Below are 13,458 nucleotides of genomic sequence, written 5' to 3' on the forward strand. Positions count from 1 at the left end.
AGGAGGTCCGATGTCCGGGACTACCACCGCACCTCTGCGAGTCGAGATCTATTCGCTGTACGGCGACGCCAAGCCCAGTGAGGCCGCCTCGCCCAGCCTGCGCGGCTCCCTGCCCGCCCGAGCCGTCCAACAGTGCCCGCCGGTCGCCATCGCCTCGGGGTTCGGCTGGTACGTCTACCCGCCGACCGACTTCGCGCTGCGCTGGGACGGGCAGGACACCGAGTGGACGCTGCTGGCGGAGAACGAGCCGGCCCAGTGGCGTTCGCTCGCCGGTGGTTACGACGGCAAGCTGCCGGACGCGGCCGGCCAGTTGCAGGCGGCGCCCGAGCAGTTCCACGGTGACCTGGACATCTTCGACAGGTACGGCGCGAGCATCCCGTTCCTCGACGCCGACCCGCGTGCCGCCAACACGATCGAGCTGGTCACCGGCGTGGTGGCGCGTACGTCCCCGGGCTGGTGCCTGATGGCCCGGGGCGTGCCGAACTGGCCCGCCCAGCGCGGCGTGCAGCTCTACGAGGGCGTGGTCGAGACCGACTGGTACACCTCGCTGCTGCCCACCATCCTGCGGCTCACCGAGGTGGGGCAGGTGGTGCGCTTCTACCGGAACATCCCTCTCATGTGCCTGCAACCGGTGCACCGGTCGACACTGGAGGCCTTCCGGCAGGCCGAACTGGTCACCGGGGAAGGGCTGCCGGCGTGGCCGGAGGACGTCTGGTCGGACTTCGTGGCGCTGCGCCGCCGCCGCCAGGATCCGGAAATCCGCAGCAGCTACCGCCGGGAACAGGCCCGCCGGGTCCGGGAAAACGCCGCCTACCAGCCGATCGGGGTAGCGGAAGCGGATCAGCCAATCTGATGCCCGACACCGACGCACAGCTCACGCCGTCGCCCGGTTACCGAGCGCTGTTCCGGCATCCGGTCGCTTCCCGGCTGGTCATCGCCCGGGGCATCTCGGAGCTGGGTGACTTCGTGGGCCTGGCCGCTCTGCTGCTGCTCGCGTACGACCAGACGAACTCGGTCCTCGGCCCGGCCGCGGTCTACGCCGCGCGTACGCTGCCGGCCCTGCTGGTCGCCACCGTCTTCAGCGGCTGGCTGGACGTGCCGGCCCGCCGTACCCTGCTGGTCTGGCTGTCGGTGGCCGGCGCCGCGCTGATCGCCGTGCCCGCGGCGATCCCCGAGCCGCTGCCGGCGATCGTGGCGGCGGGCCTGCTGGGCGCGGTACGGGCCGCCTACGCGAGCGTCAACGTGGCCGTCGCCGCCGAGGCGGTGGACGCTCCGCTGCGGCTGCCGCTGTTCGGCCTCAGCGCCTTCGCCAACCAGGCGGGCCAGGTGGTCGGCCTGCTCGCGGGGGCCAGTCTGACGGTGGCCCTCGGCTCCCGGGTGGCGCTCCTGATCGACCTCGGGTCGTTCCTGATCGCCGCGGTCGTCCTGGCCGGACTGCCGAAGCGCCCCCACCGAGTACGCGGGCCGCGTCCACCGGCGACCGCGGGCGTGCGCATCATCGCCCGCCATCCGGTGCTGCGGGGCGTCGCCCTGCTCACCCTGGCCACGGTGCTGTCCGGCGCGCTCCCGGAGACCCTCGCGCCGGATCTGGCCGGCGGGGCCTGGCGTCCCGCCGTGCTGGCGGCCTCGGCGTTGGGCGGTGCGGTCTTCGTGCTGGTGGTGGGCCGGTCCCGCTGGTTGGGCCGGTTGACCGGTCAGGTGGCGGTCGCCGCGGCGCTGGCCGGCGCGCTGTTGCTGACCGGTGTCCTGGTCGCCGTCGACGCGCCGTTGGGGGCGCTGACGGTCGGCAACGCGTTGATCGGCGCGGGCGGCGGTTGGTTGATCGGGGCGCAGGCCACGTTCGCCCGGCTGGCCCCACCCGAACGGATGGGGCAGGTCGAGGCGACGATCGTCGCGGCGAACATCGTCACCTCGGGGATCGGCATCTTCCTGCTGGGTGGTGTGGCCGCCGTGCTCTCGCCCGCCGCGTCGTACCTGACGGCGGGCGTCGTCCTGCTCGCCGTCGTGCTGCTGACCCGTCTGGGTCGGCCGCCCGCACCGGAGTGACCTGGAGACGACTCCGCCCGCGTCCGTAAGCGGACGCGGGCGGAGAAATTCGGCGGGTCAGCGCTGGAACTGCACCGGCCCCGCGTTGGCGGCCATCCGCTCCAGGCGGGCGACCCGGTCCTCCATCTTGGGGTGGGTGGAGAAGAGGGCGGCCACCGCGCCACCGGCGAACGGGTTGGCGATCATGAGGTGGGCGCTGCTGGTGAGCGTGCCCTGAGCCGGCAGCGGGCGTCGCCGGGCCACGGCATCGATCTTGCGCAGGGCGCTGGCCAGGGCCAGCGGATCCCGGCTCAGCTCGGCGCCGGACTGGTCCGCCTGGAACTCGCGGCTGCGGCTGATCGCCAACTGGATCACGGTGGCCGCGATCGGGCCGAGGATCAGGGTCAGCAGCAGGACGGCCGGGTTCGGCGAGTCCTCGTCGTCCCCGCCACCCAGCGGGATGAACCAGGCGATGTTCGCCAGGAACGTGATGATGCCGGCCAGGCCGGCCGCGACGCTGGAGATCAGGATGTCCCGGTTGTAGACGTGGGACAGTTCGTGCCCGATCACACCGCGCAGCTCCCGGTAGTCCAGGATCTCGGTGATGCCCTGGGTCACGCAGACCGCCGCGTGCTGCGGGTTACGCCCCGTCGCGAACGCGTTGGGCTGGGCGGTCGGGCTCACGTACAGGCGGGGCATCGGCTGCCGCGCCTCGGTCGCCAGTTCGCGCACCATCCGGTACAACTCGGGGAACTGTGCCTCGCTGACCGGTTGCGCCCGCATCGAGCGCAGCGCGATCTTGTCGGAGTAGAAGTACGAAATGCCGTTGATGCCCAGTGAGATGAGGACGGCGATGACCAGGCCGCCACTGCCACCGAACCCGTAGCCCACCGCGAGGATCAGCGCGGTGAGCAGGCCGAGCAGCGCGGCGGTCTTCAGACGGTTGTGGTGCACGATCTCTCCTTCGGTGCGCGGGTCGCCTCGATCCGCTGACCGGTACAACAACCCGATACCCGTCAACCATCCGTCGGAACGCTGAGAGTTGACTGAGACCCGCTCAGCGGGCGGCGAGATCCAGCACGAGCTGCGGGGCGACGCCGAGCACCACGGCGGCCACGGTGGCCACCGCCAGCACCACCGCCACCACCCCCACCAGGGGTACGGCCACCACGCCGTCTCCGCCCGGCGAGGACCGCGGTGTCCACAGGCCGGCCGTCACCCGCAGGTAGTAGGCGAGCCCGAGCACCGCGTTCAGCGCCACCACCAGCGCCAGCCAGGCCGCGCCGCCGTCCAGCAGCGAACGGACCACCGTCACCTTCGCGAACAACCCGGCCAGGCCCGGCGGCAGTCCCGCGAGACCCACCAGCGCGAGGCCGAGGGCAGCGCCGCGCCACGGGTGCCGGCGCGCGGCCCCGCGCAGGTCGTCGAGGGTGCCGCCGTCCGCCCCCGGCGGGCGCAGCGCGGTCACCCCGGCGAACGCCGCCAACTCCAGCACCACGAAGAACACGGCGTACGCCACCGCGGCGGCGTACGCGGCCGACCGCGCCTCGCCCGTGCGGCCGGCGGCCAACGCCAGCGCGCCCAGCGGGGCGAGGATGTATCCGGCCTGCGCGACCGACGACCAGGCGAGCAGCCGGACGGTACGCCGCTGACGCAGCGCCACCAGATTGCCGACCGTCATCGTGAGCACCGCCAGCAGGGCGAGCACCGGTCCGGTCCGGTCCGCCGGCAGCGCCCGCTGCACTACGGCCAGCACCGCCACGAGGCCGCCCAGCTTCGACGCCGTCGACAGGTACGCGGCCACCGGCAGCGGGGTGCCGTCGTAGGTGGCCGGCGCCCAGGCGTGGAACGGCACCGCCGCCACCTTGAAGGCCAACCCGAGCAGCAGCAGCGTCACGGCTGCGGTGGTCAGCGGCAGGTCGCGCAACTCCGGCCGCTCGGCCAGCAGCGCCCCCACCCGGTCGAGGTGCAGCCCGCCGGTCACCGCGTACAGCAGCGCCGCGCCGAGCAGCGTCAGCGTGGTGGCGACCACGCTGACCACGAAGAACGTCACCGCCGCCTCGGCGCTGGCCAGGCTGCCACGACGCAGGCCGACCAGCACGTACAGCGGCAGGGTCAGCGTCTCCAACGCCACGATCAGGGTGATCAGGTCGCCGGCCGCGCCGAGCACCACGCCGCCGGTCATCGAACAGGCGAGCAGGAAGGCGTACTCCCCCACCGGCGACCGACCGGCCCGCAGCGCCGGCACCGACAGCCCGAGCACGCCCAGGGTGAGCAGCGCCACCACCGCGCCGACCAGGGCCGCCCGGCCACCGAAGACCCACGAGCAGTCCCCGCCGACACAGAACGTCCGCCGCTCGCCGCCCGCGCCCACCAGCGCCGAGGCGACGGCCGTGCCGAGCGCCCCGAGCGCGGCCACCGCGATCGTGACGCGCGGCCGCGCCAGCACGAGGTCGACCACCAACACGAGTACGGCGGTGCCGGCGGCCAGGTACGCCGGCAGCAACGCCACGCTGTCCACGCTCTGCACGACGCTCATCGGTCCACCCCCGGTCGCGGCGCGCTTCTCGTGCTCACCTGTGGATCACCTCGATGAGGGCGTCGACGGGCGCCTCGGCGACGCCGAGGACAAGCGCCGGAACCAGACCGATCGCCAGCGCGAGCAGCACCAGCGGCGCCCACGCGGTCAGCTCCGCACCGGCCAGGCCCGCGCCGACGCCGCCCACCGCGGGGCTCGGCCGGCCGTGGGTGACCTGGCGCAGCAGCCGCAGGAAGTACGCGGCCGTGAGCGCGCCACCGACCGCCGCGAGCACTCCGAGGGTCAGCCACAGCGGGCCGCCCACCTGAATCGCCGCGACCACCGCGAACGCCTCCCCCAGAAGCCGGCCAGCCCGGGCAGGCCCAGCGACGCGACGGCCGCGAACGCCAGCAGGCCGGCGAGGCGGGGCGCGGTCTCCCGCAGCCCGGACAGCTCGGCGAGAGCGCCCGTGCCGGTGCGGTCCTTCACGGCCCCAGCCAGGAAGAACAGCAGGCCGGTGATCACCCCGTGGGCCACGTTGCCGATCAGGGCCGCCTGGATGCCGGTGGCGGTCAGCGTGGCGACGCCCAGCAGGACGAAGCCCATGTGCCCCACGCTGGAGTACGCGATGAGCCGCTTCACCTCGACCTGGGCCAGACAGACCAGCGAGCCGACCAGGATCGCGGCGACCGCCAGCACGCCGAGCACCGGGGCGGCCCAGTGGGCGCCCTCCGGGGCCACCCCCACGGCGACCCGGATCAGCCCGTACGTGCCCATCTTGAGCAGCACCCCCGCCAGCACCACGCTGCCCACCGTCGGGGCCTGCGTGTGCGCGTCGGGCAACCACGAGTGCAGCGGCCAGAGCGGACTCTTCACCGCGAACGCGAGCGCGAACAGCGTGAACGCGGCCAACTGGGTGCTCCGGGACAGCCCCGCCCCGCCGGTCAGGGCCACGATGTCGGCGGTGCCCGCGGCGGCGACCACGACGTACACGCCGACCAGCAGCAGCACCGAGCCGACGAGGGTGTACAGCACGAACTTGCGGGCCGCCCGACGCCGTTCGGCACCGCCCCAGCCGGCGATGATCGCGTACATCGGCAGCAGGACTACCTCGAAGAACAGGAAGAACAGCACCAGATCCAGGGCGAGGAACGTGCCGAGGATGCCCACCTCGACGACCAGCAGCAGCGCCACCAACGCCCGGCCGCTGCCGCCGTCGGGCACCCGCCACAGCGAGTACGCGCAGCAGAGCAGCGTGAGCAGCGCGGTCAGCACCACCAGCGGCCAGGAGATGCCGTCGACGCCGAGGTGGAAGCGCAGATCCAGGCCGGACGCCCAGGGCAGGTCCACCTGGTGCCAGGGGCGCACCGCCGGCGTACCGGCCGACCAGGCGAACCAGTCCCGTCCACCGGACACCAACGCCACGGCGGCCAGCAGGGTCAGCGCCGCCGCGACCGTACCGACGATCCGCGCCGCCCGGTCCCGGGGCGTCGCCGCCACCCCGACCGCGCCGAGCGCCGGCACCACCAGCACGGCGACGAGCAGCACCTGTCCGAACGTCATCGGGTCACTCCCAGCACGGCCGCCGCCAGGCCGATCAGCAGCGCGCCGGCCAGCACGCCGGCGACGGCCCGGGGCAGCGCCGCCCGGTGCAACGCGGCCAGCCCGGCCCCCAGACCCGTGGCGGCCCGGCCGCTGCCCTCCACGGCCCCGTCCACCACCACCTCGTCGCCGGTACGCGCGAGGCGGGCCAGCGCCCGGACGGGGCGTACGACAAGGGTGTGCTGGACGTCGTCGAGCCGGAACGCGCGGGCGAAGACCGGCCGCAGCGGACCCAGCGCGGTCGCCGGATCGGCGGCCGCGTCCCGACGCCAGCGCGCCCACACCAGCCCCGCGCCCACCAGCAGCAGCGCCAGCGGCAGCAGTAGCCCCGGCCCGACGTGGACCAGGCCGTCCTCCGCGCCCGCGACCGGCACGGTGGCGAACCGCAGCCGGTCGGCGAACGCGCCGACGAACCCGGCCAGGCCCAGCAGCGCGGCCGGCACGGCCAGCAGCAGCACCGGCCAACGCAGCACCGCCGGCGGGTCGTGCGGGTGCACCAGCGGCAGCCGGGGCTCGCCGAAGAAGGTCCGCAGCAGCAGTCGCCCGGCGTACCAGGCGGTGATCGCCACGCCGAGCAACCCGGCCAGCCAGACCAGCCAGCCCACCCACGACGGTGCGGGGCCGGTGCCCTCCAGCGCGGCCGACTCGGCGACCGTCAGCACGCCGTCCTTGCTCCAGAAGCCGCCCAGCGGAGGCACCCCGGCCAGCGCGCCGAGACCGATCACCGTGCACCAGAACGTCACCGGCATGGTCCGACGCAGCCCGCCCATCTCCGACATCAGCGTGGTGCCCACCGCATGGATCACCGCACCTGCCGCGAGGAACAACAGCGCCTTGAACGCGGCATGGGTGAGCAGGTGGAACAGCGCCGCCGACGGCGAACCGACGGCCAGCGCGCCGGTCATGTAACCCAGTTGGGAGACGGTCGACCAGGCCAGGACCCGCTTGATGTCGTCCTGCGCGGTGGCGGCGAGCGCCCCGAGCAGCAGGGTGATCGCGGCGACCACCCCGAGCACCGTCAACGTCACCGGAGCGGCCGTGAACAGCGGGTAGAGCCGGGCCACCGCGTACACCCCGGCGGCGACCATCGTCGCGGCGTGGATCAGCGCGGAGATCGGCGTCGGGCCGGCCATGGCGTCCGGCAGCCAGGTGTGCAACGGGAACTGTGCGCTCTTACCGGCCACACCGGCGAGCAGCAGCAGGCCGGCGGCGGTCAGGGTCGCCCCGGAATGGTCGTGCGCGAGCACGTCGGCGATCCGGAAGCTGCCCGTCGACACCCCGAGCAACGCGATGCCGAGCAGGAAGCCGACGTCACCGACCCGCGTCACCAGGAACGCCTTCATGGCGGCGGCCGGCGCGCCCGCCAACCGGCGGTCGTGGGCGATGAGCAGATACGAGCAGAGGCCCATCACCTCCCAACCCACCAGCAGCATGATCAGGTCGCCGGCGACCACCACCAGCAGCATCGCCCCCGTGAAGAGACTGATCTGGGCGGCGTACGGCGGATAGCGGTGGTCGACGTCGACGTCGTCGTGCGGACCGCGCCGCAGGTAGCCGATCGAGTAGACCTGCACGGCCAGGGCCACCGCGGCGACCGCCACGGCGACCAGCGCGGCGGCGCCGTCCAGGCGTACCCCGAGGGTCACCGCCAGCCCGCCGAAGTCGACCCAGGTCGTCGACGTCTCCGTCGGGCCATCGACAGTCAGCAGCAGGGCCACGGCCAGCGCCAGCGCGCCGGCGGCACCGCCCACGCCGATCGTCACGGCCGCCGTCCGGGCCCGGTCACCGCCGACCGCGCCGCCGGGATGCCGTGGGGCCGGCGGCAGCAGCAGACCGGCCAGACCGGCGAGCAGCGGTACGGCGGGCAGCGCCGCCCCGAGCAGCCCGGTCACCGGGTCGCCTCCGCGTCCCGCTCGACGGCCCCGGCCGGTTCGGTCAACGCCACATCGTCCACCGCCACCGTGGACCGCAGGCGGTAGAGCTGGAGCACGATCGCCAACCCCACCCCGATCTCGGCGGCGGCGAGCACGATGACGAACAGCGCGAACACCTGCCCGGAGTGCGGCAGGACCGCGCGGACCGTGGTGTCTGCGGTGACCAGGATCAGGTTCACCGCGTTGAGCATCAACTCGACCGACATGAGCACCAGCACGGCGTTGCGTCGACGCAGCACGCCGTACACGCCGAGGCCGAACAGCAGCGCGGCGGTGACGTACGGGACGACCGGCCTCACCGACGCCCCCCGGAGGCCAGTTCCTCTACCGACGCGGGAGCGGGCGCGTCCCCGGTACGGCGGCCGATGTCCGGCCGGGACAGCACCACCGCGCCGACCAGGGCGGACAGCAACAGGACGGAGAGCACCTCGAACGGCAGCACCCAGGAGGAGAAGATCTGCTCCCCCAGCCGCTCGGCCGTGCCCGCGTCGGGCAGCGCGACGGCGCTCCACCGGTACGCGTCGACCAGCAGCACACTCAGCCCCAGCCCGGCCCCGCCCCCGATCAGCGCGGCGGGCCAGCCGGGCCGGTCCAGGTCGTCGGACGCCCCGATCGGGGCCCGCGTCAGCATCACCGCGAACAGCAGCAGCACCACCACCGCGCCCACGTAGATCAGCACCTGGACCCAGGCGACCAGCTCCGCGCCGAGCACCAGATAGTCGCCGGCCAGCGCGCCCAGGCACACCACCAGGTAGAGCCCCGCCCGGACCAGGTGCTTGGTGGTCACCACCAGCACACCGGCGCCGACCGCCACCGCGCCCAGCGCGAGCAGCAGCAGATCCGCGCCGGTCACCGGGCCGCCCCCGCGGCTCGGGCGGTCACGACGCCGGGCCCTCGTCGCCGGGGCGTACCGCCGGTGGGATCGACCGCGCGGCCTTGCGCGCGGCGGCGGTCTCCTCCTTGGCCGGCTCGCCGTTCGGGTCGTGCGCGGGCGGCGGCGGAACCGTCGCCATCCACTGGCCCAGGTGGTCCTTGTCGTGCAGCAGGTCCTTGATGTCGTACTCGGCGTACTCGAACTCCGGCGACCAGTAGAGCGCGTCGAAGGGGCAGACCTCGATGCAGATGCCGCAGTACATGCAGAGCGAGAAGTCGATGTCGAACCGGTCGAGCACGTTGCGCTGGCGGGGACGGGCGGCGCCGGGCACCGCCACCTCCTCCTTGTGCGAGTCGATGTAGATGCACCAGTCCGGGCACTCGCGGGCGCAGAGCATGCAGACCGTGCAGTTCTCCTCGGACAGCGCGATCACGCCACGCGAGCGCGGCGGCAGCTCGGGGGCGACGTCCGGGTACTGCTGCGTGGTCGAGCGGCTGGTCATCGTCTTGAGGGTGACCGCCAGCCCCTTCACCAGACCGGCGCCGGGCAGGCCGCGCTCGCTGGCGCCGCCGGCCGGATCGCCGCGCTCGCTGGAATCGGTCATGTGGACCATCCTGCCCTGTGGCCCCGGCGCGCGCGACCACCACCCACAGGTCCGCGGCGGTACCGTGGCCGCGGGGAGGACGACCGCACCCGGAAGGACCCGCCATGACCGCCGCTCAATCGACCGCGTGTTGAAACCGGCGCTGTACGCCCAGGCCGGCATCCCCTACTACTGGCGGATCGAGACCCTGGACGGCGACCTGGAGGTCGTGACCTACCGGATCGACGCGGTGAACGAGGTCTACGCCGAGACCGGCCGATGGACGAAGTTCGTCGACACCGGCGAGCCGTTCCCGATCAACCTGCCGATCAGCCGGATCACGCCGCGGAGCCGCTGAGGCCGCCGGCCGGCGGCACCATCTCGACGCCGAGCTGCTGAAGGAGCTGGAGCAGCTCGTTGCAGCTCCACACGTCGATGATCCGGCCGGCCGTGTCGAAGCGCAGGAACGTCGCCCCCGAATAGCTGACCACCTGCCCGGTCGGCGGCACCGGCCCGAACTGCCCGGCGTGGGTGCCCGCCGCCCGCCAGTGCACGGCCACCCGCCCACCCGCGGCGACCACGTCGACGATCTTGTAGCGGAGGTCCGGGAAGGCCTCCCGGCGCTCGCGGTGCCAGGCCAACGTCGCATTCGGCCCCGTCCCGCCCAGCCCCGGACACTCCTCGGCGATCAGCTCGTACGCCGACTCCTCCCGACGCGCGTTCCACACGTCGGCGATGAGGCGCCGGGCCGCCGTCTCCACATCCGTCATGACGGCAGGGTAGCCAGAAAAGATGCGGCCCAGCGCCGGGAGCAGCCGAGGTTGGCCCGTACCGCGCCGAGGGCCCGGATTTCGGCGAGGATGGGCGGTGAGGGCAACCGGAGCCGGAGGGCGGACGACGTGGCGCAGACAGGCGGGAAGTACGTCGAGCCGGGTGGCGAGTTCACCCGGGACCAGCGGTACATCGCCACGCGGATCACCGCGGACGGGCGGGACGGCTACCCGGTGGAGCCCGGCCGGTACCGGCTGGCGGTCAGCCGAGCCTGCCCGTGGGCCAACCGCCTCGTCATCGTGCGACGGCTGCTCGGCCTGGAGGATGCCATCTCGATGGCGATCGCCGGCCCGACGCACGACGCCCGGAGCTGGACCTTCGACCTCGACCCGGGTGGGCGCGACCCGGTGCTCGGCATCGAGCGCCTCCAGGAGGCGTTCTTCGCGCGCTTCCCCGACTACGAGCGGGGCATCACCGTGCCGGCGATGGTGGACATACCCACCGGCCAGGTGGTGACCAACGACTACGCGCAGATGAGCCTGGACCTGTCCACCGAGTGGACGCCGTACCACCGCGAGGGCGCCCCGCAGCTCTACCCGTCGCACCTGCGCGAGCAGATCGACGAGGTCAACGACGTGGTGTTCCGGGACGTCAACAACGGCGTGTACCGGTGCGGGTTCGCCGGCAGCCAGGAGGCGTACGACAAGGCGTACCACCGGCTGTTCGACCGGCTGAACTGGTTGACCGAGCGGCTGACCAATCAGCGGTACCTGGTCGGCGACACCATCACCGAAGCCGACGTGCGGCTGTTCACCACGCTGGCCCGTTTCGACCCCGTCTACCACGGACACTTCAAGTGCAACCGGCAGAAGCTGAGCGAGATGCCGGTGCTGTGGGCGTACGCCCGGGATCTGTTCCAGACGCCCGGGTTCGGCGACACCATCGACTTCGACCACATCAAGCGGCACTACTACGAGGTGCACCGCGACATCAACCCGACGGGGATCGTTCCGCTCGGCCCCGACCTGTCGAACTGGCTCACCCCGCACGGCCGGGACGCCCTGGGCGGCCGCCCCTTCGGCGACGGCACCCCACCCCCACCCCCGGCCGAACCGGTAGACCCCACCCACACCCCGCTCCGCTAACCCCCCCGGCGCCGAGCCCCGAGCCCGCCCGTGTCCCGCCGATCTTGCACTTTCTGTCGTCGAGATGAGCGGGATGCCCCTTATGTCGCCGCAGTAAGTGCAAGATCGCGGGTCACCACCGCCCTGGCCCCGTCGATCATGGACTTGTGGTGCCCGGTTTGGGGATTTGATTGATGGGCGCTTTGTCACCCACTACAACTCCATGATCGACGGGCGGGGCGGGGCGAGGGTGGATTAGAGGGCTACTCGGACTGCTGCGGTCAGGACCAGTTGGGCCAGGGAGGCGGGGACCAGGACCAGCCAGCAGAGGCGTTGGAGTTGGTCCTCGCGCAGGCGGGGGTAGGAGACCCGAAGCCAGATGATCACGAAGGCCACGGCGGCGATCTTGAGCAGGGTCCAGAGCCAGCCGAGCTGGTCGTCGGCGAACGGCCCCTGCCAGCCGCCCAGGAACAGCACCGTGGTCAGCGCGGCGATCACCACGATGCCGACGTACTCGGCCAGCAGGAAGAACGCGAACCGCAGGCCCGTGTATTCGGTCATGTAACCGAACACCAGCTCCGAGTCGGCCACCGGCATGTCGAACGGTGGCCGGCGGATCTCGGCCAGCCCGGCGACGAAGAAGATGATCATCGCGGGCGCCTGCCAGAGCAGCCACCAGGGCTGCCACGCCTCGACGATGCCGGACAGGCTGAGCGTGCCCGCCGCCATCGCCACCGACGCGGCGGCCAACACCAGCGGCAGCTCGTAGCCGAGGAGCTGGGCGGCCCCGCGCAGCCCGCCGAGCAGGCTGTACTTGTTTGCCGACGCCCACGCCGACATGAGCACCGCCACCACACCGATGCCGACGACGGCCAGCACGAAGAACAGGCCGATGTCCAACGGTTGCCCGACCAGGTCGTTCGGGCCGAGCGGAATGACCAGCAGCACCAGCAGGTAGGGCACCAGCGCCACGGCGGGGGCCAGCCGGAACACCGCCCGGTCCGCCTCGCGCGGGGTGATGTCCTCCTTCTGCACGAACTTCACACCGTCCGCCACGAGCTGCGCCCAGCCGTGAAAGCCGCCCGCGTACATCGGGCCGAGCCGGCCCTGCATGTGCGCCATCACCTTGTGCTCGGCCTGACCGACCAGCAGCGGCAGGGTGAGGAACGCGACCACCACGCCGCCGATCCGGAGCACCAGCTCCACCCAGAGCGGCATCAGCGCGTACCCCCGTCGTCGTCGCCGTCGTCGCGCGCCGCCGGGTCCGCGACCGGCTCGGGCCGCGCGGACCCCGCCGGGCCGTCGGCGGCGTCGGCAACCCGGGGAGTACGCGCCGGACGGGCCCCGGAGCGGGCCGCGCCGGACGGTCACCGGCCGGTCGGGCCGGGGTGCCGCCGCGCGGCCCCTCCCCCACGCCACCCGCGCCGGCCGGGGTGGGCGTCGTCCCCCACTCGCCCGGAGCGGGCACGCCCGGCGGGCGGATCGGCCGACGGCCACCGCCGGCCTCCGACTCGCCCGGTTCCTTCGCGCCGGGCCAGGGCTTCGCCACCCTGGAGGCGAGCACGAACTCCTTGCGCAGCGGGTTGCCCTCGAACTCCGGGGGCAACAGCAGCGGTCGCAGCTCACCGTGCCCGGCGAAGTCGATGCCGAACATCTCGTGGGTCTCCCGCTCGTGCCAGGCGGCGCCGGGGAAGATGTCCACCACCGAGGCCACCGAGGGCGCGTCGCGGGGCACCCGGGTGCGCAGCAGCACGCCGTGCCGCAGCCGCGTCGACCAGAGGTGCGCGACCACGTCAAAGCCCTCGGCCAGCTCGTCGACGGCCGACAGCCAGTCGAAGAAGTCGCAGGCCAGCTCGGTGTCGTCGCGGGCGGCGCGGACGGCGGCCGACCAGCTCGCCGGCGGTACGTCGACGGTGGCCCGGGCGAACCGCTGCCCGCCGGAGACCGACGCGGTCGCCTCGACCGGCGCGAGCAACGCGACCAGCCGACCGCCGACCTCTTCTGACGTCATGCCGCTGATCCTAGGG

The 13,458-nt window shown here is 73.1% G+C and carries 12 protein-coding genes and 2 pseudogenes; 4 read left to right on the top strand and 10 right to left on the bottom strand.

The genetic code is table 11. The features are described from left to right. Nucleotides 1–10 precede the first annotated feature (10 nt). Nucleotides 11–853 (top strand): DUF6065 family protein, encoded by an 843-nt coding sequence (locus ACQP0N_RS29445; protein ID WP_433115605.1) that lies wholly within the window; start codon nucleotides 11–13, stop codon nucleotides 851–853. Further along, nucleotides 853–2,046, top strand: a complete 1,194-nt coding sequence (locus ACQP0N_RS29450; protein ID WP_433115608.1) for an MFS transporter — start codon at nucleotides 853–855, stop codon at nucleotides 2,044–2,046. Before ACQP0N_RS29445 ends, ACQP0N_RS29450 begins: the two co-directional genes overlap by 1 nt. Before the next feature lie 57 nt (nucleotides 2,047–2,103). Here ACQP0N_RS29450 and htpX read toward each other — a convergent pair whose 3' ends face one another. From htpX to ACQP0N_RS29485, 7 genes and pseudogenes are all read right to left on the bottom strand, one after another. Continuing rightward, on the bottom strand, nucleotides 2,104–2,979 hold the full coding sequence (htpX, locus tag ACQP0N_RS29455) for a zinc metalloprotease HtpX (protein WP_433115610.1): 876 nt from the start codon (nucleotides 2,977–2,979) through the stop codon (nucleotides 2,104–2,106). 103 nt (nucleotides 2,980–3,082) lie between these two features. Then, a complete protein-coding gene (locus ACQP0N_RS29460) occupies nucleotides 3,083–4,564 on the bottom strand; it encodes an NADH-quinone oxidoreductase subunit N (protein ID WP_433115612.1) in 1,482 nt (493 codons plus the stop codon). 34 nt (nucleotides 4,565–4,598) lie between these two features. Next, nucleotides 4,599–6,106: pseudogene (locus ACQP0N_RS29465) on the bottom strand (complex I subunit 4 family protein). Then, nucleotides 6,103–8,037, bottom strand: coding sequence for an NADH-quinone oxidoreductase subunit 5 family protein (locus tag ACQP0N_RS29470; protein WP_433115614.1), 1,935 nt, complete (start codon nucleotides 8,035–8,037; stop codon nucleotides 6,103–6,105). The pseudogene ACQP0N_RS29465 and the gene ACQP0N_RS29470 overlap by 4 nt, the downstream one beginning before the upstream one ends. Then, nucleotides 8,034–8,378 (bottom strand): NADH-quinone oxidoreductase subunit NuoK, encoded by a 345-nt coding sequence (gene nuoK / locus ACQP0N_RS29475; RefSeq protein WP_433115616.1) that lies wholly within the window; start codon nucleotides 8,376–8,378, stop codon nucleotides 8,034–8,036. Before nuoK ends, ACQP0N_RS29470 begins: the two co-directional genes overlap by 4 nt. Then, nucleotides 8,375–8,932 (bottom strand): NADH-quinone oxidoreductase subunit J family protein, encoded by a 558-nt coding sequence (locus tag ACQP0N_RS29480; protein ID WP_433115618.1) that lies wholly within the window; start codon nucleotides 8,930–8,932, stop codon nucleotides 8,375–8,377. Before ACQP0N_RS29480 ends, nuoK begins: the two co-directional genes overlap by 4 nt. 25 nt (nucleotides 8,933–8,957) lie before the next feature. Further along, the gene (locus ACQP0N_RS29485) at nucleotides 8,958–9,566 is read right to left on the bottom strand and encodes a NuoI/complex I 23 kDa subunit family protein (protein ID WP_433115620.1); all 609 of its coding nucleotides are present in this window, start codon (nucleotides 9,564–9,566) and stop codon (nucleotides 8,958–8,960) included. Between the two features lie 118 nt (nucleotides 9,567–9,684). Between ACQP0N_RS29485 and ACQP0N_RS29490 the strand changes: the two genes are divergently transcribed. Next, nucleotides 9,685–9,894, top strand: a complete 210-nt coding sequence (locus ACQP0N_RS29490; RefSeq protein ID WP_433115622.1) for a hypothetical protein — start codon at nucleotides 9,685–9,687, stop codon at nucleotides 9,892–9,894. On the opposite strand, the gene ACQP0N_RS29495 is transcribed toward ACQP0N_RS29490, so the two are convergent. Next, nucleotides 9,875–10,306 carry an ester cyclase gene (locus ACQP0N_RS29495; RefSeq protein WP_433115624.1) on the bottom strand — a complete coding sequence of 144 codons (432 nt, stop codon included), beginning with the start codon at nucleotides 10,304–10,306 and terminating at the stop codon, nucleotides 9,875–9,877. The two genes, ACQP0N_RS29490 and ACQP0N_RS29495, sit on opposite strands and share 20 nt — an antisense overlap. Before the next feature lie 129 nt (nucleotides 10,307–10,435). Between ACQP0N_RS29495 and ACQP0N_RS29500 the strand changes: the two genes are divergently transcribed. Next, nucleotides 10,436–11,452: a glutathione S-transferase family protein gene (locus tag ACQP0N_RS29500; protein ID WP_433115626.1), complete on the top strand. Its 1,017-nt coding sequence runs from the start codon at nucleotides 10,436–10,438 to the stop codon at nucleotides 11,450–11,452. Between the two features lie 234 nt (nucleotides 11,453–11,686). Here the strand turns inward: ACQP0N_RS29500 and ACQP0N_RS29505 are convergent, their stop codons facing one another. Continuing rightward, entirely contained in the window at nucleotides 11,687–12,649 is a 963-nt protein-coding gene (locus ACQP0N_RS29505; RefSeq protein WP_355053351.1) for a complex I subunit 1/NuoH family protein, read from the bottom strand. 169 nt (nucleotides 12,650–12,818) lie between these two features. After that, nucleotides 12,819–13,442 (bottom strand): annotated as a pseudogene (locus ACQP0N_RS29510) (NADH-quinone oxidoreductase subunit C); the annotation flags it as partial. Nucleotides 13,443–13,458: the final 16 nt, after the last annotated feature.

The organism is Micromonospora sp. CA-246542 (assembly GCF_050942905.1).
Taxonomy (GTDB): domain Bacteria; phylum Actinomycetota; class Actinomycetes; order Mycobacteriales; family Micromonosporaceae; genus Micromonospora.

What these genes read in the sequence shown, in the direction of transcription:
- ACQP0N_RS29485 (WP_433115620.1), bottom strand. Translation starts at nt 9,566, where the DNA reads ATGGTCCACATGACCGATTCCAGCGAGCGCGGCGATCCGGCCGGCGGC.
- ACQP0N_RS29505 (WP_355053351.1), bottom strand. Translation starts at nt 12,649, where the DNA reads ATGCCGCTCTGGGTGGAGCTGGTGCTCCGGATCGGCGGCGTGGTGGTC.
- ACQP0N_RS29450 (WP_433115608.1), top strand. Translation starts at nt 853, where the DNA reads ATGCCCGACACCGACGCACAGCTCACGCCGTCGCCCGGTTACCGAGCG.
- ACQP0N_RS29445 (WP_433115605.1), top strand. Translation starts at nt 11, where the DNA reads ATGTCCGGGACTACCACCGCACCTCTGCGAGTCGAGATCTATTCGCTG.
- ACQP0N_RS29495 (WP_433115624.1), bottom strand. Translation starts at nt 10,306, where the DNA reads ATGACGGATGTGGAGACGGCGGCCCGGCGCCTCATCGCCGACGTGTGG.
- ACQP0N_RS29460 (WP_433115612.1), bottom strand. Translation starts at nt 4,564, where the DNA reads ATGAGCGTCGTGCAGAGCGTGGACAGCGTGGCGTTGCTGCCGGCGTAC.